This window comes from Pseudomonas sp. AC239, from assembly GCF_979258545.1.
Window position 1 is genome coordinate 3,817,245 of sequence record NZ_OZ409864.1, and the last position, 22,614, is coordinate 3,839,858.

Annotated in this window: 18 protein-coding genes and 4 tRNA genes; 12 read left to right on the plus strand and 10 right to left on the minus strand. The window is 59.3% G+C overall.

Features of this window, described 5'->3' with window-relative positions; translation table 11 throughout:
* Window positions 1–48 precede the first annotated feature (48 nt).
* Entirely contained in the window at window positions 49–969 is a 921-nt protein-coding gene (gene rdgC / locus ACZ0AZ_RS17420) for a recombination-associated protein RdgC (RefSeq protein WP_463537790.1), read from the minus strand.
* Window positions 970–1,128: 159 nt separating this feature from the next.
* On the opposite strand from rdgC, the gene ACZ0AZ_RS17425 reads away from it, so the two are divergent.
* From ACZ0AZ_RS17425 to ACZ0AZ_RS17440, 4 genes are all read left to right on the plus strand, one after another.
* Window positions 1,129–1,204 (plus strand) — tRNA-Val (locus ACZ0AZ_RS17425).
* 19 nt (window positions 1,205–1,223) lie between these two features.
* A tRNA-Asp gene (locus tag ACZ0AZ_RS17430) sits at window positions 1,224–1,300 on the plus strand.
* Window positions 1,301–1,492: 192 nt separating this feature from the next.
* Window positions 1,493–1,568, plus strand: a tRNA-Val gene (locus tag ACZ0AZ_RS17435).
* Between the two features lie 19 nt (window positions 1,569–1,587).
* Window positions 1,588–1,664 (plus strand) — tRNA-Asp (locus ACZ0AZ_RS17440).
* 89 nt (window positions 1,665–1,753) lie between these two features.
* Here the strand turns inward: ACZ0AZ_RS17440 and ACZ0AZ_RS17445 are convergent.
* Both ACZ0AZ_RS17445 and ACZ0AZ_RS17450 read right to left on the minus strand, forming a co-directional pair.
* Window positions 1,754–2,923: a catalase family protein gene (locus tag ACZ0AZ_RS17445; RefSeq protein WP_463537791.1), complete on the minus strand. Its 1,170-nt coding sequence runs from the start codon at window positions 2,921–2,923 to the stop codon at window positions 1,754–1,756.
* Window positions 2,920–4,731, minus strand: coding sequence for a di-heme-cytochrome C peroxidase (locus ACZ0AZ_RS17450; protein ID WP_463537792.1), 1,812 nt, complete (start codon window positions 4,729–4,731; stop codon window positions 2,920–2,922). The genes ACZ0AZ_RS17445 and ACZ0AZ_RS17450 overlap by 4 nt, the downstream gene beginning before the upstream one ends.
* Window positions 4,732–5,000: 269 nt before the next feature.
* Between ACZ0AZ_RS17450 and ACZ0AZ_RS17455 the strand changes: the two genes are divergently transcribed.
* From ACZ0AZ_RS17455 to ACZ0AZ_RS17485, 7 genes are all read left to right on the plus strand, one after another.
* Complete coding sequence (locus tag ACZ0AZ_RS17455; protein ID WP_016773732.1) at window positions 5,001–5,717, plus strand: FKBP-type peptidyl-prolyl cis-trans isomerase; 717 nt, start codon at window positions 5,001–5,003, stop codon at window positions 5,715–5,717.
* Window positions 5,718–6,009: 292 nt separating this feature from the next.
* Entirely contained in the window at window positions 6,010–6,465 is a 456-nt protein-coding gene (locus tag ACZ0AZ_RS17460; protein WP_016773733.1) for a YkvA family protein, read from the plus strand.
* 112 nt (window positions 6,466–6,577) lie between these two features.
* Window positions 6,578–6,919 carry a helix-turn-helix domain-containing protein gene (locus ACZ0AZ_RS17465; RefSeq protein WP_129999245.1) on the plus strand — a complete coding sequence of 114 codons (342 nt, stop codon included), beginning with the start codon at window positions 6,578–6,580 and terminating at the stop codon, window positions 6,917–6,919.
* Window positions 6,916–7,287: a hypothetical protein gene (locus ACZ0AZ_RS17470; RefSeq protein ID WP_003223109.1), complete on the plus strand. Its 372-nt coding sequence runs from the start codon at window positions 6,916–6,918 to the stop codon at window positions 7,285–7,287. The genes ACZ0AZ_RS17465 and ACZ0AZ_RS17470 overlap by 4 nt, the downstream gene beginning before the upstream one ends.
* Window positions 7,288–7,692, plus strand: coding sequence for an SEL1-like repeat protein (locus ACZ0AZ_RS17475; RefSeq protein ID WP_039764018.1), 405 nt, complete (start codon window positions 7,288–7,290; stop codon window positions 7,690–7,692).
* Between the two features lie 242 nt (window positions 7,693–7,934).
* A complete protein-coding gene (locus tag ACZ0AZ_RS17480) occupies window positions 7,935–12,719 on the plus strand; it encodes an RHS repeat-associated core domain-containing protein (RefSeq protein ID WP_463570753.1) in 4,785 nt (1,594 codons plus the stop codon).
* Window positions 12,716–13,135, plus strand: a complete 420-nt coding sequence (locus tag ACZ0AZ_RS17485) for a hypothetical protein (RefSeq protein ID WP_083353261.1) — start codon at window positions 12,716–12,718, stop codon at window positions 13,133–13,135. The genes ACZ0AZ_RS17480 and ACZ0AZ_RS17485 overlap by 4 nt, the downstream gene beginning before the upstream one ends.
* A gap of 64 nt (window positions 13,136–13,199) precedes the next feature.
* Here ACZ0AZ_RS17485 and ACZ0AZ_RS17490 read toward each other — a convergent pair whose 3' ends face one another.
* Together ACZ0AZ_RS17490 and ACZ0AZ_RS17495 are read right to left on the minus strand one after the other, a co-directional pair.
* Window positions 13,200–14,945 (minus strand): bifunctional diguanylate cyclase/phosphodiesterase, encoded by a 1,746-nt coding sequence (locus ACZ0AZ_RS17490; protein WP_463537793.1) that lies wholly within the window; start codon window positions 14,943–14,945, stop codon window positions 13,200–13,202.
* Window positions 14,946–15,063: 118 nt separating this feature from the next.
* A complete protein-coding gene (locus ACZ0AZ_RS17495; protein WP_165368417.1) occupies window positions 15,064–17,148 on the minus strand; it encodes a carboxy terminal-processing peptidase in 2,085 nt (694 codons plus the stop codon).
* A gap of 138 nt (window positions 17,149–17,286) precedes the next feature.
* On the opposite strand from ACZ0AZ_RS17495, the gene ACZ0AZ_RS17500 reads away from it, so the two are divergent.
* On the plus strand, window positions 17,287–18,249 hold the full coding sequence (locus ACZ0AZ_RS17500) for a zinc-binding dehydrogenase (protein ID WP_129999240.1): 963 nt from the start codon (window positions 17,287–17,289) through the stop codon (window positions 18,247–18,249).
* Between the two features lie 114 nt (window positions 18,250–18,363).
* Here the strand turns inward: ACZ0AZ_RS17500 and ACZ0AZ_RS17505 are convergent, their stop codons facing one another.
* The 5 genes from ACZ0AZ_RS17505 to ACZ0AZ_RS17525 form a co-directional block, all read right to left on the minus strand.
* Window positions 18,364–19,017 (minus strand): HAD family hydrolase, encoded by a 654-nt coding sequence (locus ACZ0AZ_RS17505; RefSeq protein ID WP_129999239.1) that lies wholly within the window; start codon window positions 19,015–19,017, stop codon window positions 18,364–18,366.
* Between the two features lie 112 nt (window positions 19,018–19,129).
* Window positions 19,130–20,119, minus strand: a complete 990-nt coding sequence (locus tag ACZ0AZ_RS17510) for an ABC transporter ATP-binding protein (RefSeq protein WP_463537794.1) — start codon at window positions 20,117–20,119, stop codon at window positions 19,130–19,132.
* Window positions 20,116–20,916, minus strand: a complete 801-nt coding sequence (locus ACZ0AZ_RS17515) for an ABC transporter permease (protein WP_039763773.1) — start codon at window positions 20,914–20,916, stop codon at window positions 20,116–20,118. The genes ACZ0AZ_RS17510 and ACZ0AZ_RS17515 overlap by 4 nt, the downstream gene beginning before the upstream one ends.
* Window positions 20,903–21,739 (minus strand): ABC transporter permease, encoded by an 837-nt coding sequence (locus ACZ0AZ_RS17520; RefSeq protein ID WP_161984092.1) that lies wholly within the window; start codon window positions 21,737–21,739, stop codon window positions 20,903–20,905. Before ACZ0AZ_RS17520 ends, ACZ0AZ_RS17515 begins: the two co-directional genes overlap by 14 nt.
* A 5-nt stretch (window positions 21,740–21,744) precedes the next feature.
* Entirely contained in the window at window positions 21,745–22,551 is an 807-nt protein-coding gene (locus ACZ0AZ_RS17525; RefSeq protein ID WP_463537795.1) for an alkaline phosphatase family protein, read from the minus strand.
* Window positions 22,552–22,614 lie beyond the last annotated feature (63 nt).

Sequence of the window (22,614 nt, forward strand, 5' to 3'; positions counted from 1 at the left end):
CCGCATTCGCGAGCAGGCTCGCTCCCACAGGTTAGATACTCGTCAGAGTCAGATCCCCTGCGGAATCTCTTCCCCACCCAACGCTTCAACCAGCGCCGGCAGGAAATCGCCGAAGGTCAGCATCATCAGCGTGAAGCTGGCATCCAGTTGGCCCAGGGCTTCGTCGCCGCCGTCCTGTTCCGCCTGATCCTGCAACAGATCCTCGAACTTCAGGCGCTTGACGGTCATCTTGTCGTCGAGCATGAACGACAGTTTGTCCTGCCAGGCCAGCGACAGCTGAGTGACGACTTTGCCGGTGCTCAGGTGCAGCTGGATTTCCTCGCTGGTCAGGTCCTGGCGCTTGCAGCGGACGATGCCGCCGTCTTCGTGGGTGTCGCGCAGTTCACACTCATCCAGCACATAAAAATCGTCGGCGGCTTTCTGTGTGGTGACCCACTCGGTCATCACCGCAGTCGGTGCCATTTTCACGGTCAATGGGCGCACGGGCAGGGTGCCGATCACTTCGCGCAGGGTCGACAGCAGGTCTTCGGCGCGTTTCGGGCTGGCCGAGTTGACCAGGATCAGGCCCTGTTTCGGCGCGATGGCGGCGAAGGTCGACGAACGACGAATGAACGCGCGCGGCAGGAACGCCTGGATGATTTCATCCTTGATCTGATCGCGCTCCTTCTTATAGACCTTGCGCATCTGCTCGGCTTCGATCTCTTCGACCTTTTCCTTGACGGCGTCACGCACGACGCTGCCCGGCAGAATACGTTCTTCCTTGCGCGCAGAGATCAGCAGGAAATCGCCGCTGACGTGCACCAGCGGCGCATCTTCGCCCTTGCCGAACGGTGCGACGAAACCGTAAGTGGTCAGCTCCTGGCTTGCACACGGCCGCGCCAGTTTGGTCGCCAGTGCAGTTTCCAGCGCCTCGGCATCGACAGGCAGGTCTTGGGTCAGGCGATAGATCAGCAGGTTCTTGAACCACATGGGGCGAGTCACTCCTTTATACAAAGGGGGGCATTATTGTCTTCGCCGGGGCATAGGCCAACCCTTCTCTAAGCCTTTGGAAGGCCTCGGAAAATTATTTAAAAAAGTGCTTGCCAGAGGTTGGGGTGCTCCGTAGAATGCGCGCCACACCGAAGCGAAGGGTGATTAGCTCAGCTGGGAGAGCGTCTGCCTTACAAGCAGAATGTCGGCGGTTCGATCCCGTCATCACCCACCATTCGTTTCTAGTGTTTAGCGCAGCGGTAGTTCAGTCGGTTAGAATACCGGCCTGTCACGCCGGGGGTCGCGGGTTCGAGTCCCGTCCGCTGCGCCATATTCGGTAACCTGGACCACTGAACGCCAGGTCACCACGGAAAAAACCCGCTGAGGCGGGTTTTTTTCTGTCTCAAGGTTGTACCCGCGGGATGTGTCGTTTCACCGGTTTTCAGATTGTTTTGAAAAAATATTCAATTAAATCAACACGTTACGAAAACTTGTGGCATAATGCGCCCCGTAACGAAGCGAAGGGTGATTAGCTCAGCTGGGAGAGCGTCTGCCTTACAAGCAGAATGTCGGCGGTTCGATCCCGTCATCACCCACCATTCGTTTCAAGCGTTTCGCGCAGCGGTAGTTCAGTCGGTTAGAATACCGGCCTGTCACGCCGGGGGTCGCGGGTTCGAGTCCCGTCCGCTGCGCCATATTCGGTATCTGGAACTGAACGCCAGACACCAACGGAAAGCCCGCCTTGTGCGGGCTTTTTGCTGTCTGCGATTTATAAATCGTCGCGCTACTGCGCCGCATTGCGGGCATGCCGATAATCGCTCACCGCCTCATACACCGTCCTGCGCAAGCGATTGATCCCGCCAATCGGCCGATGCGCCTCGATGCCGAACCACGGATTGAACGACAGGTTGTCGCATTGCACATTTAGCGCCGGCGTATCGAAGTCCTGCGCGGGCAGGGTGATCCGCGCCACGGTTTCAAACGGTGCATCCTGCTCACGCCACTCAATGCTGGTGTCCTCGATCGGCATGTACTTGTTCGCGTCCTGGCGCTGGATCTGCAGGGCGAAGCACGCCGGCACCCGATCCGTCGACAACTGCTGATTCAGTGCGCTGCGCAGGAAATTCGGCAAGTCGTGATTCTGTTTGGGCAGCGTATACGCCGGGCAACGCTCCGGATCCGGCACGACGCGGAACTTGGCATTGGCCTCACCGAATTTGTAAGGCGATACCGAGAAGTAGGTCGTCGCGGTCGGGCTGTCCGGCGGTGCTGACAGGGTTGCCAGCGCAATGAATAGATGACGGACCTGCCAAGTGCGCGGATCCCATGTCGGAAAAAACGCCATGACCTTCTTGCCATCAGCCTGCGCCGCCACATTCTGACGGTACTCGGCGACATCGCTGACAAAGAAATTCGGATGGCTGAACATCACGAAATCCTGTTCATGCTGCTCCTGGCGATTGCCGAGCAGTTGCGTGCCTTGAACCTCAAGCAACTTGATTGCCATCCCGCGCGCGTCGCGAATGCTGTCGAATTGCGGATAGGCATTGCCGTTGGACAACCGGATCAGCGCCTGCCAGGTTTTGCCCGGTTCGCTGAACACACCCTGTCGCAGCGATTGCGCCAGTTCCGGTAACACCTGCACTTGCGCCTTCACGCAGCCATGCGCTTTGGCGTGGGCATCGCGCAGATAGCGCGTGCTTTCGCGGTGCTGGTCGACGATGCGCACTGCGGTTTGAATGATGTCCTGGGTCATCGCCGCTTCGCCCGCTGGAATCTGTTCCTGCGCCGACACCGGCCCGCGATGCTGCCAGGCAAACCACGCGGTGGCGATGGCCCAGCCGAGCAGGGTTATGATCAGCAGGATCAGTAGCGTCTTGCCAAGCAAGCGTCCCAGCCAAAGCCAGAAACGCGCGAGTGGCGGCAGTTCCTTTTTGAATGTCGGCATGATCATGGCAACTGCGCCTCCAGTGGTCCGCCCAATACTTTCAGGTATTCGAGCAACGCCCAGCGCTCCTCGGGTTGCAGGAACCGGCCGATCACTCCATTGCCGCGAGTGCCAGCGCGAAATTCGTGGCCGCTGTTGCGGTTGCCGCTGATGCGCGTGTCGAACAGAAAACCGTTGGCGAAAGCCTCGGTGCGATAGCCGAGATGGCGCGGGTCGTATTCGACCGTGCCTTTATAGAAGGTCGTCGCACGCTCGTCCTGCGGTGACAGCAACTGATAAATGCTCGGCACCGAGCCGTTGTGCAGAAACGGCGCAGTCGCCCACACGCCCGCCAGCGGCCGGGCTTTGTAAGCGACTTTTTCGCGCACCCCGATCGGCAGGCCGAAACCATCCATGCGCGGTTTTTCTTCCGGCGTGATCTTCGCTTCTTGATAGGCACGGTTTTCCACGAACGCGGTGACGTAAGCCAGGCCCTTGGCCACCGACAATTGGCTCAGATCAAGCGGCGCTTTAGGTACGGGGTGCAGTCTGACGTCCATCTTTTCCAGCTCTTTGACCTCCCATTGCAGGGCGGTGAGGTCGAAACGGTGGCTGGCGATGTTGTTGGCCGCGTTCGGATCTGTGCCGATCATCTCCAAGGGAATCATGTGCAAGTGCTGCACCCAGCGTTCGCCTTCCTGCGATTTGCGCGGGACATGGCAGCCGACGCAGTTTTCCGCGAACAGCGCGCGGCCTTTGGCGGCCAGCGGCTTGTCGATCGCACCGAACAGATCTTCCGGCCAGGTTGGCGGCTTGAGTTGTTGCAAGGTTTCTTCGATGGCATGCAGATCGCGCACGCGCACGCTGGAGGGGTAGCGCTCAGCGCCTTGCAGCGGCTGACCGTTGGCGTCGAAGAAATTCAGCGTGGCACCGACGCCGAGCGCCTCGCCGATATTGCGCGCCATTGGCTGCTGGGCCGAGCCGTTCCACTGCACCCAGTCGAACGTCCACATGTCCCACAGTTGCGGATAATCCACCGGGGCATCGGCCACTCGATAGTTGGCAGGGGAAATCGCATCGCCGAAGGTGGCGTTGGCAATCCGGCCGAACGCATCGGTGCGCCCCGGGCCTTCCTCGGTCGGATAGAGGCCGCGATGCGTGTCGTTCCAGGCCACTTTGACGAAGGTGTTCAGCGACGTCTTGAGCTCGCTGCGCAACCGTTCGCGGCGCGCTTCGTAATCATCTCCGAGCACCTGACGGGCGAAGCGCTCGAATTTCCATGGGTTGTAGTAAGTCGAGGCGAGACTGGCGACCAGGGCCTGTCCGAAGCTGCCACCGCGCAACGTAGGAACGCTGGAAGGCAATACATGTTGCGCGGCACCGCCATCGATACGCACGGCCTGGCCTTTGAAGCGCAACTCGCCGGTGTGGCAAGCGGCGCAGGTGATGTCCAGATAGTGCTCGGAGGCGTTGCCGGGATTCTGGTGCCGGGCAAAACCGACGGGGAGGTTGCCAGGGTTGTTCGCGCTCGCTTTCTGCTGCGGGTCGACCAGGAAGCCGAAGCGGGCGAGATATTCAGGGGAGGCGAAGCGCTGATCGGAGAAGGGCAACTCCAATGCCTGGAACCACTCGTAACGCAGGCCTTTGACCTGCGTGCCCTGCGGCGTGAAGTAGTAAGTCTGGCGTTGCGCTTCGCTCCACTGATCCAGGTAGCGCACCTGCTGGGGCGGGGTGTGGAAGGGCAGTTTCGGGTTGGCGACGTAATAGACGATCACTGCAAGGGCGATTACCGCCAGCACGATCACCACAGCGAGAACGCGGGATAAGAGGCGCAAGTTGAACATCCTTGTCGAATTGTTGCGCTGTTATGCCTGAGCTGTGCGGACTGGGCAAGTGGCCATTACGCCAGATGTTGAGCCGTGAGCCGATAAGCCTTGTCGTCCACGGATGACAGAAGCTTCATCCAGCCGCTGCCCAAATGCGTTTTAATCCCTGAACTTATCGGAAGATTCCTGCTCTCATGCCGGTAGCCATTGGTCGTGGCGGCCTGATAAGCTCGCGGCTTTACTCGATTGCCCATTCGGCGCATGAACAAGGAAATAGCATGAAACAGCATCGGTTGGCGGCGGCGGTAGCCCTGGTTAGCCTGGTACTCGCGGGTTGTGACTCGCAGACCAGCGTAGAGCTGAAAACCCCGGCGCAAAAAGCTTCCTACGGCATCGGCCTGAACATGGGCAAAAGCCTTGCCCAGGAAGGCATGGATGATCTGGACTCCAAAGCGGTAGCCCAGGGCATCGAAGATGCCGTTGGCAAGAAAGAACAGAAGCTGAAAGATGAAGAACTGGTCGAAGCCTTCGCCTCGCTGCAAAAGCGTGCTGAAGAGCGCATGGCCAAGATGAGCGAAGAGTCGGCAGCCGCCGGCAAGAAATTCCTCGAAGAAAATGGCAAGAAAGCCGGTGTAACCACCACCGCTTCGGGCCTGCAGTACGAAGTAGTGAAGAAAGCCGATGGCCCACAGCCTAAGCCGACCGACGTCGTCACTGTTCACTACACCGGCAAGCTGACCAACGGCACCGTGTTCGACAGCTCCGTCGAGCGCGGCAGCCCGATCGATTTGCCAGTCAGTGGCGTGATCCCGGGTTGGGTTGAAGGTCTGCAACTGATGCACGTTGGCGAGAAGTACAAACTGTACATCCCTAGCGATCTGGCTTACGGCGCTCAGTCGCCAAGCCCGGCAATCCCGGCCAACTCGGTTCTGGTTTTCGACCTGGAACTGCTGGCCATCAAGGATCCAGCCAAAGAAGACGCCGCTGCCAAGTAACACGCAACGGCTCGAAAACAACGCCTCGCTTATGCGGGGCGTTGTTGCATCTGCAGGTCAGGGAAGGTAAACAGAGCGAACTGACGCCGTTCAACACAGTCATAGCTTTGAGGCTGCCCGCACTAGACGCCCTGAGCCGCCAAGTCAATGAAATATTGGGCTTTTTTATGTGAGTAAAAAACGCCCGATCTAAGCGCAGCCCTTATGAAACGGGGCTCTCAGCGCTGAAAAGTAGCTCTGTTCACAAGGTTATCCACAATTTGTGTGGATAACATTTCAACGGGAAGAATAGATGAAAGCTCCATGGAATTTCGCTCGATTCCTGCCGTTGGCCGGTCGCCTGCTGGCCCGTGGACGCCTGCCGACCCTATTGTTTGCCGTGGCCAGCAAAGGCGCCGCGCAAGGCAATCGTCTGGGCAAACTCAAGGATGACCTGCGCTTGCTGCAGTCGCTGTGCCTGGCCTACTGGCGTGGCGAGTACCGCGCGATCAGTGCCAAATCGCTGATTTCGGTGGTGGCGGGCCTGATGTATTTCCTCAGCCCGGTGGATGCCATTCCGGATTTCATTCCCATGTTCGGCATGCTCGATGACATCGCGGTCCTCGCCTGGCTGATGAAAACCCTCGATGACGAGCTCAACGCCTTCCGCCTGTGGCGCAAGCGTCAGCAACCCGAGAAGCTGGCGGTGGTTGAACGCCTCCCTGATACCCCTGAACAATTGCAGCTGCAAGGCCCGAAAAAGCCCTGACTGACCAAGACTGCCTACAGATAGATACCACTCGCGACCTTAGCCGCTGTTAGGATTACACTTCTAGGGAAAAGTGCCGACTCGCTAAGTGGTGTTGTCCTACGGGGTAGTCATGGATATTCAGATAATTGCACGCGATGGCGAACCCGAATACGCGGTTCTGCCGTGGGCTCAATATCAGGCTCTACTGAAAGCAGCAGGGATCAACGCAATACCGGCGCCGCAGCCAGCAGCGCCGCTCGCCGCCTCGCCGGAGCCGATTCTTCCGGCTCTGGATCAATTACGCAGTTTGCGCGAAGGGAAGGGCATCGCCATCGAGGCGCTGGCCCGCACGGTAGGCATCAGCCCGTCTTATCTGGCCATGATCGAAAGTGGTGAGCGTCAGCCCGACGCCGCGATTCGCCGCAGCCTGGCCTGGGAACTGACGGTGCCAGGTTGGAGGGATGAATCGTGAGCGTACGCATCAGCCGTCAACATTGGGACGGATTGCTGGGGGAACTGGATCAGGCGCGCCGTCAGCGCCATCTTCTGACTTATCGAGCTCTGCTCGAGCGTTTGCAGCTGCCGACTCCGGCGATGCAGACGCTTACGGCTGCGCTTGAGCATCTGGCCGCACTGGATGCCAAAGCCGAACAGCCGTTGCGCAGTTCGCTGGTCATCAGTCAGGGCGCGAGTCGTTTGCCGCGTACCGGGTTCTTTGAATGTGTCGAGCGTCTGGGGCGCTTTTCCGGGCCGTCGGACGGCGTTGCAGCGGCGTCCTGGCATGCGTCCGAAGTGGTCCGCGTCTTCGAATACGAATACCCTGAATCGGCGGAGGCCTGAGTGTTTCTGCGCCTCAAGGCGCGAGCCGGTTACTGGCTGGCGCGCAGGCTGTTTCATTGGTCGTGGTTCGTCCGCCAGCCGCGTGGCTGGCGCTGGCTCGAAGGCCGGTTTGCGCGCATGGCCAACCTCGGCGATGTCGGTGCGCAAAGCTTTTATGGGCACATTCTGACTTTTCGCGGCGTCGGGCTAGGCGCGCATGAAGAAGGCGTGCGTTTACTACGCCTGGCGGCGCTGGCTGGCGACGGCAAAGCGGCGTATCAAGTCGGCGTCATTTGCCTTGCAGGTACCCCGAGCAAGGCGTCGGATCCCGCTGAAGCCGCTCGTTGGTGGAGCATGGCCGCCAGGGCCGGGCATCCGTTGGCCGAGCTGAAGCTGCAACAGCTGAAGGCTGGTGATTCAACGTAGTAATTCCATATATGTCTTCTAAGTAAACGCGGCGTGAGGTTTTCCTCGCGCCGCGTTTACGTTTCTGCCTGCACGTTTTTCGCTTGAAGCTCGATTGCAGATTAGTCCTACATCCTTTGCCTACTCGCCTGACTTCTTTCCTTTCTGATCCCCCGCACAGTTCCCGCGACTAATTTCTTGCGCGAGGGACCGCTCATGCTTCAGCCCGTTTTTCAGCCCACCATGTTTGCTCGCGTGTGTTGATGGAAGCCATCGCGCGCATCGAGCAGGAACTCGACAGCTTTCCGCAAACCCTCAGCCTCTACCGCAAACAGCTTGATCACTGGCTGAGTCGCAGGGCCGATCAAGTCAGCGAGGCAGCAGACCTGCCGTCGCTGGTGGGCATGGAGCGGATCATTCGCTTTGGTGATCGCAGCTCGGCGGTCAGCAGCAGCGACGACGAATTTTCCTCCAGTGTCGTTCAATGCCCGCAGGGCGGGCTGATGCAGATCGAGAGCAAGTTCGAATCGGTCTACGACATCCCGCTGGGCAACATCAAAGTCGATGTGGTCGACGTGACGGGCGGCAAGACCACTCTGGTCACCCTTGATCAGCAGGGCAGGGGTGAATTCAGAGGCGAACCGGGCAAGTTCTACCGCGTGCATGTTCATGGCGCAGTCACCTCCGATCAAATCGCCGAGCTGTTCGAATCCTATGACGGTTTGATCGGCGAACTTGAACGCTGGCTGCGTAGCGAGTGGCGAGGTTTCAAGCCGCAGTGGTCACAGTCGGTGGCAACCGCAGCCAGCAACGGCATGCTCGCCGGCAGTTGGGCGGCCATCGAGGGGGTATGGGACAGCCTCGGTCTGCTCTCGGAAATTCTTCAGGATCCCGGCAAGTTTGCCGAGCGTCTGGGCAGTGGCGCGGCTGACCTGATCAAGCTGGCGCAGACCGCGCCGGATCTCATGGAAAAGCTGCAGTTGCTGATCAGTGACGAAGCGGCGATGTGCTTGCTGCTGAGGTCGGCAAGCCTGTGGCTGGACATGCTGCCGCCCAGCGAGATTGCCGGCAAGTCTGCTGAAGTGGCGTCGATGATGATCGTGCAACTGATCATCGATGTACTGATCAGCGTGGTGCTGACGTTTATCGGAGCGGGGGCGGGAATCGTTTATCTGACGCTGCGTCTGGCTGACCGCGCAACGCAGCTGTTCAACGTCGCCAAGCGTCTGGTCAAGGCGCTGTTCAGCATCGTCAACGCCTTTATTGAATACGTCGACCGCTACAAAGCCGTTGCCGCGCGGGGTATCGCCGCCGGGGTGAAAAAGGGTCGGATGCAATTGCGCTGGGATGCCAAGCGCAACGCCATGTTGAAGAAAGACGAACAGCACGACGACGTCCCCGATCAAGCGAAAAACCCCAACGGCGATGCCGCCGATTGCGTGCCCAAAACCTGTACCAATGGCTGCCCGGTGTCGATGGTCACCGGCGAAGAACTGCTGACCCTGACCGACGCGGTGCTCGACGGCGTGCTGCCCTTCGAGTTCACCCGCTTGTACCGCAGCAGCGCGGTCGAGATCGACATCGGCCTGGGTTTCGGCTGGAGCCATACGCTGGCCCATCGGCTGACCTTCGACGGCGATGGCGTGATCTGGATCGATCATGAGAACCGCCGAACCCGCTTTCCCTTGCCCAATGTCGCGCGTCCGGCGATTCACAACAGCCTGTCGCGGGCGGCGATCTTTCTCGGTGATGAGCCGGAAGAACTGATTCTGGCGTTGGCCGGTGACAGCGCACGGTTTTACCACTTTCGCGCCGGCCGGCTGACCGCAATCAGCGATGTCTTCGGTAATCGTCTGACCCTGCAACGCGATCGCTCCGACCGCATTCAGCGTCTGGACAATGGCGCCGGCCGCTCATTGCTGTTGCGTTATGACCGCACGCAACTGGTGGCGGTCGATTACCAAGTTTTAGTTCAGGGCGAGTGGACCACCGAGCAGAACCTCGCCACCTACAGCTTCGATGCGCGACAACGCCTGCTGATCGCGACCAACGCGGTGGGCGACAGCGAACGCTACGACTACGACGACCACCACGTCATCCTCCAGCGCCAGTTGACCGGCGGCGCGAGCTTCTTCTGGGAGTGGCAGCGCGAGGGCAAAGCGGCGCGCTGCGTGAGGCACTGGGCGTCGTTCTCGCAGATGAACACCCGTTACGTCTGGAACGATGACGACGCCAGCGTGACCGTGCATTACGTCGACGGCACCGAAGAAGTCTACGTCCACGACGAGCGCGCACGGCTGGTGCGCCAGGTTGCGGCCGATGGCGGCGAGCAGCTCAAGGCCTATGACCAGCAGGGGCGCTTGATCGCCGAGCAGGATGCATTGGGCGCGGTCACCGAATATCGCTACGACGAAGTCGGACGGCTGATCGCGCTGATTCCACCGGACGATGCACCAACGTCCTACGAGTACCGCAACGGTTTTCTCTACAAGCGTTGCCGTGGTGATGCGGTGTGGATCTACCGGCGCAACGCTGAAGGCGCCGTTACCGAAGCGGTCGATCCCGACGGCCAGGTCACGCATTACTACTACAACCTGCGCGGGCAATTGCTGTCGCTGCGTTATCCGGACAGCAGCCGCCACCGCTGGGTGTGGAACGAGCTCGGCCAGCTCATCGAAGAAACCCTGCCCGATGGCGGCGTGCGGCGCTTTTCCTACGATGCGCTGGGCCGGCGGATTACCACTCAGGACGAATTTGGTGTTGTCAGCCGTCAGCAGTGGGACGCGGCTGGCCGACTGATCCTGACGACTTCTCCTACGGGCAGCACGCGCGCCTACAGCTACGGCGCCTACGGCCAGATCACCGCCGAACGCGATGAACTGGGGCGCATCACCCGTTACGAATATGACGACGACCTGCATTTGGTCTCGCGGCGGATCAACCCCGACGGCACCCGCGTGCAGTATCGCTATGACCATGCGCGGCTGTTGCTGACCGAGATTGAAAACGAATCGGGCGAAAAATACCGACTGGATTACACGCCGACCGGATTGATCCGACAGGAAACCGGGTTTGATGGGCGGCGCACGGCTTACGTCTACGACCTCAATGGTCATTTGCTGGAAAAGACCGAGTTCGGCGAGCAGGGTTTATCGCTGGTCACCCGGTACGAGCGCGACGCGGCTGGACGTTTGCTGGTCAAGACCCTGCCCGATGGCGCCAAGATCCGCTATGACTACGACCGCCTCGGTCGGTTGATCGGTGTCGATGACGGGCAAAACCATCCGCTGGCCTTCGAGTACGATCGTCAGGATCGGCTGATCACCGAGCATCAGGGCTGGGGCACCTTGCGCTACGCCTATGACGCCTGCAGCCAGCTCAAGCGGATGCGCCTGCCGGACAACAGCAAGCTCGACTATCACTACGCCAAGGGCGGTGCGCTGTCAGCCATCGACCTCAACGGTACGCCGCTGACCCGGCATGTGTATCAGTCGGGTCGCGAACAGCAACGCCAGCAAGGTCTGCTGCTCAGCGAATATTCCTACGACGATCAGGGCCGCTTGCTCGCCCACGCTGTAGGTCATCGCCACGCCTCGCTGTACCGCCGCGATTATGCCTACAGCGCCAACGGCAATCTCGAGCACATCGCCGACAGCCGCCACGGCCAGCGCACCTACGGCTACGACGCCCTCGACCGGTTGATCCGCGTACGTCACTCGCGCGACGAACTGCCCGAATCCTTCGCCCACGACCCGACCGGCAACCTGCTGATGCAGGACCGCCCCGGTCCCGCCCAGATCAAAGGCAATCGCCTGCTGATGCAGGGCGACCGCCATTACGACTACGACGCCTTCGGCAACCTGATCCGCGAACGCCGTGGCCACGGCCAGACCCTGGTCACCGAATACCGCTACGACTGCCAGCACCGCCTGATCGGCCTGACCCGCCCCGACGGCCAGACCGCCACTTATCACTACGACGCCTTCGGCCGGCGCATCCGCAAAACCGTCGACGGCGCCGTCACCGAATTCTTCTGGCAAGGCGACCAGCTCGTCGCCGAAAGCAGCGCCACGCAATACCGCAGCTTCCTTTACGAACCCGGCACCTTCCGCCCACTCGCGATGCTCGACGGCAAAGGCCCGAAAAAGGCCTGCCCGTTCTACTACCAACTCGACCACCTCGGCACCCCGCAGGAACTCACCGACTACAGCGGCGAAATCGTCTGGTCCGCGCAATACGACGCCTACGGCAAAGTCGCCGCCGTCACCCTCGCTGGCGAGGATTACCTCGATCAACCACTGCGCTTTCAGGGGCAGTACTTCGACATTGAAAGCGGCCTGCACTACAACCGCCATCGTTATTACGACCCGAGATTGGGGCGGTATCTGACCCCGGATCCGGTGAAGCTCGCGGGTGGGTTGAATCAGTACCAGTACGTGCCGAATCCGACGGGGTGGGTGGATCCGTTGGGGTTGAGTTGCATTTGTCCACCGTCAGCGCCGCGACGTCCGATGCGATACGAGGCTGGTCGCGTGGTCGTCGAAGAGGGGGCGCCGCCACTGCCGAAAATGACGGCGCAGGAGCGTAGGGCGAGAATTGATGAGGTCGCTGAGGAGAACGCTAAGCGTCGGGTGCATGAATATGAAGATCTTTATGACATGCACACTATAAAAAAACATAGCTCAGAAATTTCTGATCCAGCGCTTAGGCAGCGCGGCATTAATGGCGCAGACCCTCACACCGGAATTGTCCCAATACGTGCCAGAGGAAATCTAAGCTCGCAGTTCCACAACTGGCGGATGCATCTGAGCGCGTTGAATAAAGCGATGACGAGAGATAAACATGGCCAGATAATACATACCGGCTTTGACCATAATAATAATCCAATAGTGAGGTTGGAGCTGCCTGGGGCCGGTCGCGGGTATAGGCCAAACAGGCGGGATGCTCAGAACCCAATTTTAAATGAGAACCTAAATTGGTTTGAGGTTAAGTTTGATGATGTAAACACTCAAAGGCCATTTACTGGATTTCCTTCGGAGGTGAGATGATGTTGAAAAACCCTTACATTAATAAAAAATTTGAACCTGGTTTAAGTTGGTTTGTTGGTGTGCTTGATGTTTATGATCGCGAAGAAACAAAAGGCGTGGAGCTTGCCGCTTATAATCCAAATGATGCGCGTGACAGAGAGGTATTGATCAGAAAATATTGTCTGAATCTTCCCTATCTTTCATATAGGCATAAGCTGGCTTTAATTGAAAATCTTGCAGAAAAACTTAGGGATCCTAATTATGAATTCCAACTTCTTTTTGAGATCGACCCGTATGAGGCTGCAAGTTGGCCTCGGGAAGAATGGGATTCCCTAGAAAACCCCCGGGGTTTCTTTCAAGAGCTCTACAGGTTGGCGGTGGAGGTCTGGGAGCAGGATCTTACGAGAGCATCTGAGGAGGATCGATCGACATGGTAGAAATGGGGGTGTCTCGACATTTAACCATCATGTAAAACTATTGCTTCGTCCCAAGGCATAGTGTTCAGCTTTCGATAACATGCACACTGAACCCCGAAACATTCTTCGCATGATGCTTAGCCTGCGAAGCCATCTCCGCTAGCTGGCTGGCATCAAGCGTTGCGCAAGCTTCAGGTCGCAAATGCACCACTCCGATCGATAACGACAACAGCTCAAACTCCTGCCGCACGCCTTGGCGATTGGGTGCAACGAAGCAGCCGGCTTCCAGATGTTCGGGCCGGTAGAACCGGCGGCATTGACTTTGGAAGTCGTCGAGCAGTTGGTTGAGGCGTTTGCGCCAGTCTTCGGGGCCGAGGACGAGGAGGAAGTCGTCGCCGCCGATGTGGCCGACGAAGTCGCGGGTCGGGTCGATGCGTTCGTTGAGGCATTGGGCGAGGCAGAGCAAGACTTCGTCGCCGCGACCGTAGCCGTAGATGTCGTTGAAGGGTTTGAAGCTGTCGATGTCGACGTAGCAGATGATTGACTCGCGGGCCTGTTGCAGCAGGCGGGTGAGGCATTGCTGGATCGGTACGTTGCCCGGGAGCAGGGTGAGGGGATTGGCGTAGCGTGCCTGCTGGATTTTCAGTTCGGTGATCAGTTTCAGCACGTCGATGACCCGGCCGAGGCCAAGGTATCCGCCGTTGAGGGTGATGATGAAATCTTCTTCGATGCGCTGGCGGGCGCGGCTGGTGATCAGGCGGCTGACTTGCTGCAGTGACTGGCTGATTTCCACGGCGAGGAAGTCATCGTTCATCAGGCGGCTGATCGGTTTGCGCGCGAATAGATCGGTGGCAAACGGTTTGAGCAGTGCGTCCGACAGCGAGTGGCGATGGACGATGCCGCAGGGCTGGCCTTGTTCGTCGAGCACCGCGAGCGAATTGAGGTTGGCCTGGCGGCGAAATGCTTCCAGCACGGTGGCGGTAGGTGTATCACGTTGCACGGCGGGCTGGTCGTTGAGCAGGGCGCTGAGGTCGCTGCCTTCGTCATTCAGCGCGACAGCGCTGCTATCGTGTTTGGGCATCAAGGCGCGAGCGTCGCGGGATGGATGTTCCTGAGGGCGGCCGAGCAGGTAGCCCTGCACCAGGTCGACGCCCATTTCAGTCAGCACCGCGAGTTCTTCCGGTAGCTCGATGCCCTCGGCAATGACTTGCGCACGCGAGGCTTTGGCGATTTGCAGAATCGAACCGACAAACTCTCGTTTCAACGCATCCTGATGAATGCCATCGATGAAGTGCCGGTCGATCTTCACGTAATCCGGACGCAATTCCGACCACAGGCGCAGGCTCGAATACCCCGCGCCCAGATCGTCGAGCGCAATGGAAAAACCCATCGCCCGGTAGTGATGCAGGGCGGTTTGCAGCAACTGGAAGTCATCGATCGGGGTCTGCTCGGTGAGCTCGATGACCACTTGGCTCGGCGCAATGCCCAAGTCCTGCAGCAGTTGCAACGTACGCCCGGGTTGGTGCGCGGCTTCGAGCAAGGATTCTGGAGACACGTTAAGGAACAGCTTGCCCGGCAGTTGCTGCTCATTGAACCGGCGGCAGGCGCTTTGCCGGCAGGCGATCTCCAGTTCGCTCAATCGGCCAGCCTGTCGCGCCACGGCGAACAGGGCAATCGGCGAGTGAAGAGGGCTGTTGGACGGGCCACGGGTCAGGGCTTCGTAACCGAGAATGCGGCGTTCGGAAAGACAGATGATCGGCTGGAACAGGCTGTGTAAACCGCTTTGAGTCAGGATCGAGCTCAAGGCGCTCAGCTGTTCGGTCGTGGTCATGGCAGTCTCTGGCGATAAAAAAAGGACCGGGAGCGCTTGCTCCCGGTCCTTTATTGCACGACAGAATGATGACTGTTTGATGACGATCCGGGGATCGTCAGCACTAAATTGCCATCACTTACTTCTTGGCCACCTGATTGCTCAGTTTCAGGTAATCCAGCAGGACGCGCCCGGTTTCGCTCAGGTAGGCATCGTCTTCCGGTTTGACCTTGTCCGGCTCGGCAGCGGCCAGTGCGTCTTCGTCTTCTTTCTTCAGCTCTTTGAGCGGTTCTTCGCCTTTGGCCTTGCGACGGATGTTCTCCATCGCCAGTTGCTTGGCGTCGATGTCGGCGTGCTGGGCACGACGATCGGCTTCGTTGAGGCTGACGGTTTTTTCTTCCATCAGTTTCTGCGCCAGGGCCAGCTTGTCGCGGATGAACACGAACTCGGCATCCTTGTTGGTGCGCGAGTCATGTTCGGACTTCAACTGGGCGAGGAACGGCTTGAACGGATCGGCTGCTGGTTTGATCGCCGCGCGGATGGTGTCCCACGGCATGGCTTCCGGCAGGGCGCTTTCACCGATTTCCTTGGTGTCGATCAGCGACGGGTAGTCGATGTCCGGCAGCACGCCCTGATGCTGGGTGCTCTGCCCGGAGACACGATAGAACTTGGCCAGGGTCAGTTTCAGTTCGCCATGGTTCAGCGGCTGAATAGTCTGCACGGTGCCTTTGCCGAAGGTCTGACCACCGATGATCAGCGCGCGGTGGTAGTCCTGCATGGCGCCGGCGAAGATTTCCGAAGCCGAGGCGGACAGGCGGTTGACCAGCAGCGCCATCGGGCCTTTGTAGAACGCGCCCGGGTTTTCATCTTCCAGCACGTCGACACGGCCATCGGCATTACGCACCAGCACGGTCGGGCCCTTATCGATGAACAGGCTGGTCAGCTCGGTGGCTTCCTGCAAAGAGCCGCCGCCATTATTGCGCAGGTCGATGACCACGCCGTCGACTTTGTCCTTCTGCAGCTCGGTCAGCAGCTTCTTGACGTCGCGGGTGGTGCTCTTGTAATCCGGATCGCCGGCACGGAAGGCCTTGAAGTCGAGGTAGAAGGCCGGGATCTCGATCACGCCGAGTTTGTAGTCCTTGCCGTCCTGTTTCAGGCTGAGAATCGACTTTTTCACGGCCTGGTCTTCGAGCTTCACCGCTTCACGGGTGATCGGCACGATCTTGGTGGTCTGGTCGTTCGGCGCATTGCTCGCCGGAATGACTTCCAGACGCACCACGGTGCCTTTCGGACCGCGAATCAGTTTGACCACTTCGTCCAGACGCCAGCCGACCACGTCGACCATTTCCTTGTTGCCTTGGGCAACGCCGATGATCTTGTCGGCCGGGGCGACTTGCTTGGTCTTGTCAGCCGGGCCTGCTGGCACCAGACGCACGACTTTCACTTGATCGTTGTCGCTCTGCAACACGGCGCCGATACCTTCGAGGGACAGGCTCATGTTGATGTCGAAGTTTTCCGCGTTATCTGGCGACAGATAATTGGTGTGCGGGTCATAGGACATGGCAAAGGTATTGATGTACGCCTGGAAGATATCCTCGGCACGGGTCTGGTCCAGACGTGCCAACTGATTCTTGTAGCGCTTGGTCAGTGTTTCCTGGATCTGCTTCGGCTCTTTGCCGGCGATCTTCTGGCGCAGCACTTCGTCCTTGACGCGTTTGCGCCACAGGTCGTCGAGTTCTGCGGTGGACTTGAGCCAAGGCGCGTCCTTGCGGTCGATCAGCAAGGTCTCCCTGGTGTTGAAGTCCATCTTGTCCACGCCTTTGTTCAGCTCGGCGAGGGCGAAGTCCAGACGCGCTTTGACGCGGTCCAGATAGCGCTTGTAGATGGTGAACCCGGCGTTGAGGTCGCCGCTCTTGAGGAAGTCGTCGAACTGCGTCTTCCACTTGTCGAATTCGGCGATGTCGCTGGCCATGAAATAGCTGCGCGACGGGTCGAGCAGCTTGATGTAGCTGTCGTAGATGATCACCGAGCGCGCATCGTCGAGCGGCGGCTTGCTGTAGTGGTGACGCTTGAGCAACTCGACGACGTTCAGACTGGCGATGACTTCATCGCGATCAGGCTGCAACTTGTCCCAGCTGTTGGCTGCGAATGTGGTGCCCGACACCGGCAACAGACCGATACCGATGAAAAGAGCGAGGGCGGTGCTGGGGAGCAGATGCTTCATGCTGATTCGACGCGGGGACAATTGATAACGCATATTAGGCCGTCTTTGAAGTCGCCGGTTCTTTGAGAGCCGGTCGCATAATGCAAAAAGCCCGGCGCTACAGCTTCGGGCTCAGTCCAGACTCACTATGGAGGCAGTGTGAAGGCATTGCAAGGCGTTGAAGGTCAAGTGGCATGGCTTGAAGAGCCGAGTCCTACATGTGATGTAGGACAAGTACGCATCCGTGTAGCGGCCGCGGGCCTCAATCGCGCCGATTTATTACAGAAGGCAGGGCTTTATCCGCCGCCGCCAGGCGCCAGCCCAGTGCTCGGTCTTGAGTGTTCCGGCGTGATCAGCGAGGTCGGCGCGGGCTCGTCCTGGCAAGTCGGCGATCGGGTTTGCGCCCTGCTGGCCGGGGGCGGCATGGCTGAAGAGGTGGTCGTCGACGGACGGCACGTGCTGCCGGTGCCGGAGGGCGTTTCGCTGATCGAGGCGGCGGCATTGCCCGAGGTGTACGCCACCGTCTGGCTGAATGTGTTTCAACTTGCAGCGCTGAAACCCGGTGAGAAAATTCTCCTGCACGCCGGCGCAAGTGGAATCGGTTCAGCCGCCATTCAGCTGTGTAAAGCCTTCGGTAACCCGTGCTGGGTCAGCGTCGGTTCCGCCGAGCGCCTGGCTTACTGCGAAGCGCTGGGTGCCCAGGGCGGCGTGGTGCGTACCGATGATCTGGAGAGCCTGCGCGACTTCGGGCCGTTCGATGTGATCCTCGATCCGGTGGGTGGCGATTATTCGGCGCTCAATCTCAGGCTGATGGCGCTGGACGGCCGTTGGGTGTTGATCGGTTTGATGGGCGGGCGCGAGGCGAAGCTGGATCTGGCGCAGGTGCTCGGCAAGCGCGTGCAGTTGCTCGGTTCGACTTTGCGCAGCCGCAGTGATCAGTTCAAAGCGGATCTGCTGAGTGACTTGGGCCAGCATGTGTGGCCACTGTTTGCCGAGGGCCGCTTGCGTCCGCAACTGGCCAAAGCGTTTGCAGTGAAGGATGCTGAAGCGGCATTTGCCGAACTGGCGAGCAATACGGTGGCGGGGAAGTTGGTGTTGGTGATTGACGACAGTCTTAGCTGACACAACAGGTTCCTGTACAAGTGAGCCTGCTCGCGATTGCGGCGTGTCAGCCAACATCAATGTTGACTGGAACACCGCCATCGCGAGCAGGCTCACTCCTACATTAAATCTTCGTCATTTCCAGAGGTGGATCGGCCAGCCGGCCTTTTCTGCGTGCTCGAGCAGCACCGGATCCGGGTTGACCACGTGCGGGAAATCGACCTTCAGCAGCAGCGGCAGATCATTGCGTGAGTCGGAATAGAAACTCGCGCCTTCGAGGTTTTCTTCTTCGGCATCCAGCCATTCCAGCAAGCGGGTGATCTTGCCTTCGCGGTAAGTCAGGGTACCTACGGTGTTGCCGCTGTACACGCCATGGCCGACTTCCAGTTCGATGGCCAATATCTCGTCGATGCCCAGACGATCGGCGATCGGGCGAACCAGGTGCGCACCGGATGCCGAGATCACCAGAATCCGGTCGCCGGCCTTGCGGTGGGCGGCGATGGTTTTGGTCGCGTCGCTGAAGATGATCGGCTCAATGAAATCTTCCACCCACGGGCCAACCAAGTGCTCGATTTCCTCAGGGGTGCGGCCTATCAATGGTTCGAGACTGAAGGCCATATAGTCTTCCATCGCCAGATGTCCGCGGCCGTAGGCATCCATCAGTTCTTTGTCGCGCTGCATGAACGACTCGCCATCGACCCAGCCGAGGCGGACCATCTGCTCACTCCATAGCGAGGAGCAGTCGCCGTGGATCAACGTTTCGTCCAGATCAAAAATTGCCAAAGCCATCGGGTTCTCTCCGAGAACAGCTGCAAGCTACGAGCTAATAGCTGCAAGAATTAAAATCAGGTGCACCGCAGTCTACAACTTGAAGCTTGTAGCTCGAAGCTTGCAGCTGCTTTTAAGCAACTTCGCACAAGGCCGTCGGATCGATGGAAAGTGCCAAACGCTGTCCGTCGGGATGCAGATCGGCGGCGGAGCGGTTGAGCACATCGACCACCAGTTCCACGCCGCGCGCTTCGACGCGATAGCGAATGACGTTGCCAAGCAGGCTGTGGCTGCGAATCTGCGCGTCGAGTTCGCCGTTCAAGCTCAGTTCGATGGCTTCCGGGCGGATGGCGATGCGATGGTTGATCGGTCGTTGCAGCAGCTTCGACGCGTCCTCGGCGTCGAGCAAGTTGTAGTTGCCGATGAAGCCGGCGGCGAACACGTCGACTGGCGCGGTATAGAGGGTTTCGGCATCGCCGCTCTGGACGATCTTTCCCTGATTCATCAGGAAAATCCGGTCCGACATGGTCAGCGCTTCTTCCTGATCGTGGGTGACGAAGATCGTGGTCAGGCCGAGTTCGCGCTGGATCTGACGGACCTGTTCGCGCAAGTGCTTGCGAATCCGTGCATCGAGTGCCGAGAGCGGCTCATCCAGCAGCAACAAGCGCGGGCGGGTTACCAGTGAGCGGGCGAGGGCGACGCGCTGGCACTGACCACCGGACAGTTGATGCGGATAGCGGCCGGCGAAGTCGTGCAGTTCAACCAGTTTCAACACTTCAGAGACGCGCTTGTGGCTGTCATCGGCGTTGACCTTTTGCATGCGCAGGCCGAAGGCGACGTTCTGTTCGACGGTCATGTTGGGGAATAACGCGTAGCTTTGAAAGACCATACCGATGCCACGTTTCTGTGGGCTCAACGGCACGAGGTCGACACCGTCGAGGAGGATCTTGCCGCCATCCACCGGGGTCAGCCCGGCGATGCAACGGAGCAAGGTCGACTTGCCGCACCCGGACGGGCCGAGCAGGGTGACGAACTCGCCTTTGTTGATTTCGCAATCGATGTCGCTGAACACCGTAGTGCCAGCGTAACTTTTCTGCAGGTGTTGGACGCTGACGTAGCTCATTCGCTTTTGTCCTTGTTCAAGATGTTGGCGATCCAGGTCAGGACCAGCACGAAGAAGAAATACGAAATGACCAGCGCACTGGTGAAGTGACCGCTGCTGTTGCGCATGTTGTTCAGATAGACCTGCAGGGTTTCGTAGCGCGTGCCGACGAGGATGTTGGCGAACACGAACTCACCGAACAGGAACGAGAACGACAGCAGCAGCGCCACCATCAGGCCCTTGCGCAGATTCGGCAGCACCACCAGAAACGCCGCTTGAAAAGTGCTGGCGCCAAGCAGTTGCGCGGCGTCCATCAGGTCGCGCAGGTTGATCGCTTGCAGGTTGTTGGTGATCGCGCGGTACATGAACGGCAGCGCCACGGTGAAGTAGCAGCCGATCAGAATCCATGGTGTGCCGACCATCGCCATCGGCCCGGAACCGTAGAGCTGCAACAGCCCCACCGAGGACACCACCGGCGGTACCGCGAAGGGCAGCAAGATGAGGATGTTCATCAGCGCATCGAGCTTTGGAAAGTAGTAATGCACGACAAACAGCAACGGCAAGATCAGCACCACCGACAGCACCAGCGCGCCAACACAGACGATCAGCGACTGGCCGAAGGCGTGGAGAAAACGCGGATCGCTCCACAGCTCTATGTACCACTTGAAGGTGAAGCCGCTGGGCAGAATCGTCGCCGACCAGCTGCTGGCGATCGAATAGACCAGCGTGCCCAGCAGCGGCAACAGCAAAATGGCGAACAGCAGATAGACCACGACGCGGTGGTAGAGGCCGGCCGGGCCGGATTCAGCGCGAGACATGGTAGCTCCTCTTCAACAGCAATTGATGCACGACGGTGACAATGGTCATCAGCGCCACGAGCACCACGGCCAGGGCGCTGGCCAGGTTCGGATCAAGGGAGATGTCGCCGGAGACCATCGCCGCAATACGGATCGGCAGAACGTTGAAATTCCCGGTGGTCAGGGCGTAAACCGTGGCGTAGGCACCGAGGGCGTTGGCCAGCAGGATCACGAACGTGCCGAGCAACGCCGGGGTCAGCACCGGCAGGCCGATGTGCCGCCAGAACTGCCAGCCGTTGGCGCCGAGCAGTGCGGCGGACTCGCGCCAGTCTTCACGCAGGGCGTCGAAAGCCGGATAGAGCAACAGCACGCCGAGGGGAATCTGGAAGTAGGTGTAGAGGATGATCAGACCGGTTTTCGAATACAGGTTGAAGTCCTGAATGATCCCCGACTGCTTGAGCATGATGGTAATGCTGCCGTTGAAACCGAGCAGGATGATGAAGGCGAACGCCAGCGGCACGCCGGCAAAATTGCTGGTCATGTTGGCGAAGGCATTCACGAAGTTGCGCAGCTTCGAATCGACGCGGCGTAGTGAATACGCACCCAGCACGGCGATGATGATGCCGAATACGCTCGACCAGAAACTGATCTCCAGGCTGTACTGGATTGCCTGCCGATAGAACTTGGAACCGAAGATCTTGCTGAAGTTGGCCAGGCCCCAGCCGGATTCTTCCGATTGCAGGCTGTTGATCATCACCCACACCAGCGGGGCGATTTCGAAGACGATAAAGAACAGCGCGAAGGGCACCAGACACAGCGCCGCGAGCCATTTGCCGCGATTCATGGCATTCACTTGAGCAGCTCCCGGCACACAGGTTTGTCGTGGGGCACGCCGAGCAGCTCGCAAACTGTGCCGCAGAGCTCGGTCTGCTTCGGTGTGACATCAGGGTTGAGGCTGAACGCCTCGCCGAGGACGAATAGCGGCACCTGACGTTCTTCCGCCAGCAGGCCGTTGTGCGAGCGATCGTTGTTCATGCCGTGGTCGGCGGTCACCATTACCTGATAGCCAGCGTCGAGCCAGCTTTGCAGATAGTCGGCGAGAATGACGTCAGCCGAGCGCGCGCTGTTGCGGTACTGCGAGCTGTCAAGGCCGTGCTTGTGCCCGGCATCATCGATGTTCATCGGGTGGATCAGGAGGAAATCCGGCGCGTGGCGCAGGCGCAGGCTTTCAGCGTCGGCGAACAGGTGCGAGTCCGGGTAATGATCGTTCCAATAGAAGTGGCCGTGCTGGATCGGCAATGACGGATCGTCGGTGTGGCGGTCGCGCGCCGCCACGAACGGTGAGCGGTTGTACAACTCGCTGACCCAGTGATACGCCGCAGCGGCGGTTTTCAGTCCGGCATCGCGGGCGTAATGATAGATGCTGCGCTGGCTGGACAAGCGCGAGACATTGTTGTGGACGATGCCGCTGTCGATCGGCGGCACGCCGGTGAGAATGCATTCGTAAAGCGGTCGGGACAGGGCCGGCAATTCGCACTCCAGCTGATAGAGCGCCGCGCGTCCTGCGCCAACATAAGCCTGCAGATGCCCCATGGCGTGACACGCAACCTCGTAGTTGAGGCCATCGAGTACGACAAGGATGACGGTGTGCTTCATAGGGGCAAAAACTCCGCGAAATTCAGATATTCCGAAATCAACTCAATCCCTTGTGGGAGCGAG

Coding starts and splice junctions, on each gene's coding strand:
- rdgC (WP_463537790.1), bottom strand. CDS start 969: ATGTGGTTCAAGAACCTGCTGATCTATCGCCTGACCCAAGACCTGCCT.
- ACZ0AZ_RS17445 (WP_463537791.1), bottom strand. CDS start 2,923: ATGATCATGCCGACATTCAAAAAGGAACTGCCGCCACTCGCGCGTTTC.
- ACZ0AZ_RS17455 (WP_016773732.1), top strand. CDS start 5,001: ATGAAACAGCATCGGTTGGCGGCGGCGGTAGCCCTGGTTAGCCTGGTA.
- ACZ0AZ_RS17460 (WP_016773733.1), top strand. CDS start 6,010: ATGAAAGCTCCATGGAATTTCGCTCGATTCCTGCCGTTGGCCGGTCGC.
- ACZ0AZ_RS17465 (WP_129999245.1), top strand. CDS start 6,578: ATGGATATTCAGATAATTGCACGCGATGGCGAACCCGAATACGCGGTT.
- ACZ0AZ_RS17480 (WP_463570753.1), top strand. CDS start 7,935: ATGGAAGCCATCGCGCGCATCGAGCAGGAACTCGACAGCTTTCCGCAA.
- ACZ0AZ_RS17485 (WP_083353261.1), top strand. CDS start 12,716: ATGATGTTGAAAAACCCTTACATTAATAAAAAATTTGAACCTGGTTTA.
- ACZ0AZ_RS17490 (WP_463537793.1), bottom strand. CDS start 14,945: ATGACCACGACCGAACAGCTGAGCGCCTTGAGCTCGATCCTGACTCAA.
- ACZ0AZ_RS17495 (WP_165368417.1), bottom strand. CDS start 17,148: ATGAAGCATCTGCTCCCCAGCACCGCCCTCGCTCTTTTCATCGGTATC.
- ACZ0AZ_RS17505 (WP_129999239.1), bottom strand. CDS start 19,017: ATGGCTTTGGCAATTTTTGATCTGGACGAAACGTTGATCCACGGCGAC.
- ACZ0AZ_RS17510 (WP_463537794.1), bottom strand. CDS start 20,119: ATGAGCTACGTCAGCGTCCAACACCTGCAGAAAAGTTACGCTGGCACT.
- ACZ0AZ_RS17515 (WP_039763773.1), bottom strand. CDS start 20,916: ATGTCTCGCGCTGAATCCGGCCCGGCCGGCCTCTACCACCGCGTCGTG.
- ACZ0AZ_RS17520 (WP_161984092.1), bottom strand. CDS start 21,739: ATGAATCGCGGCAAATGGCTCGCGGCGCTGTGTCTGGTGCCCTTCGCG.
- ACZ0AZ_RS17525 (WP_463537795.1), bottom strand. CDS start 22,551: ATGAAGCACACCGTCATCCTTGTCGTACTCGATGGCCTCAACTACGAG.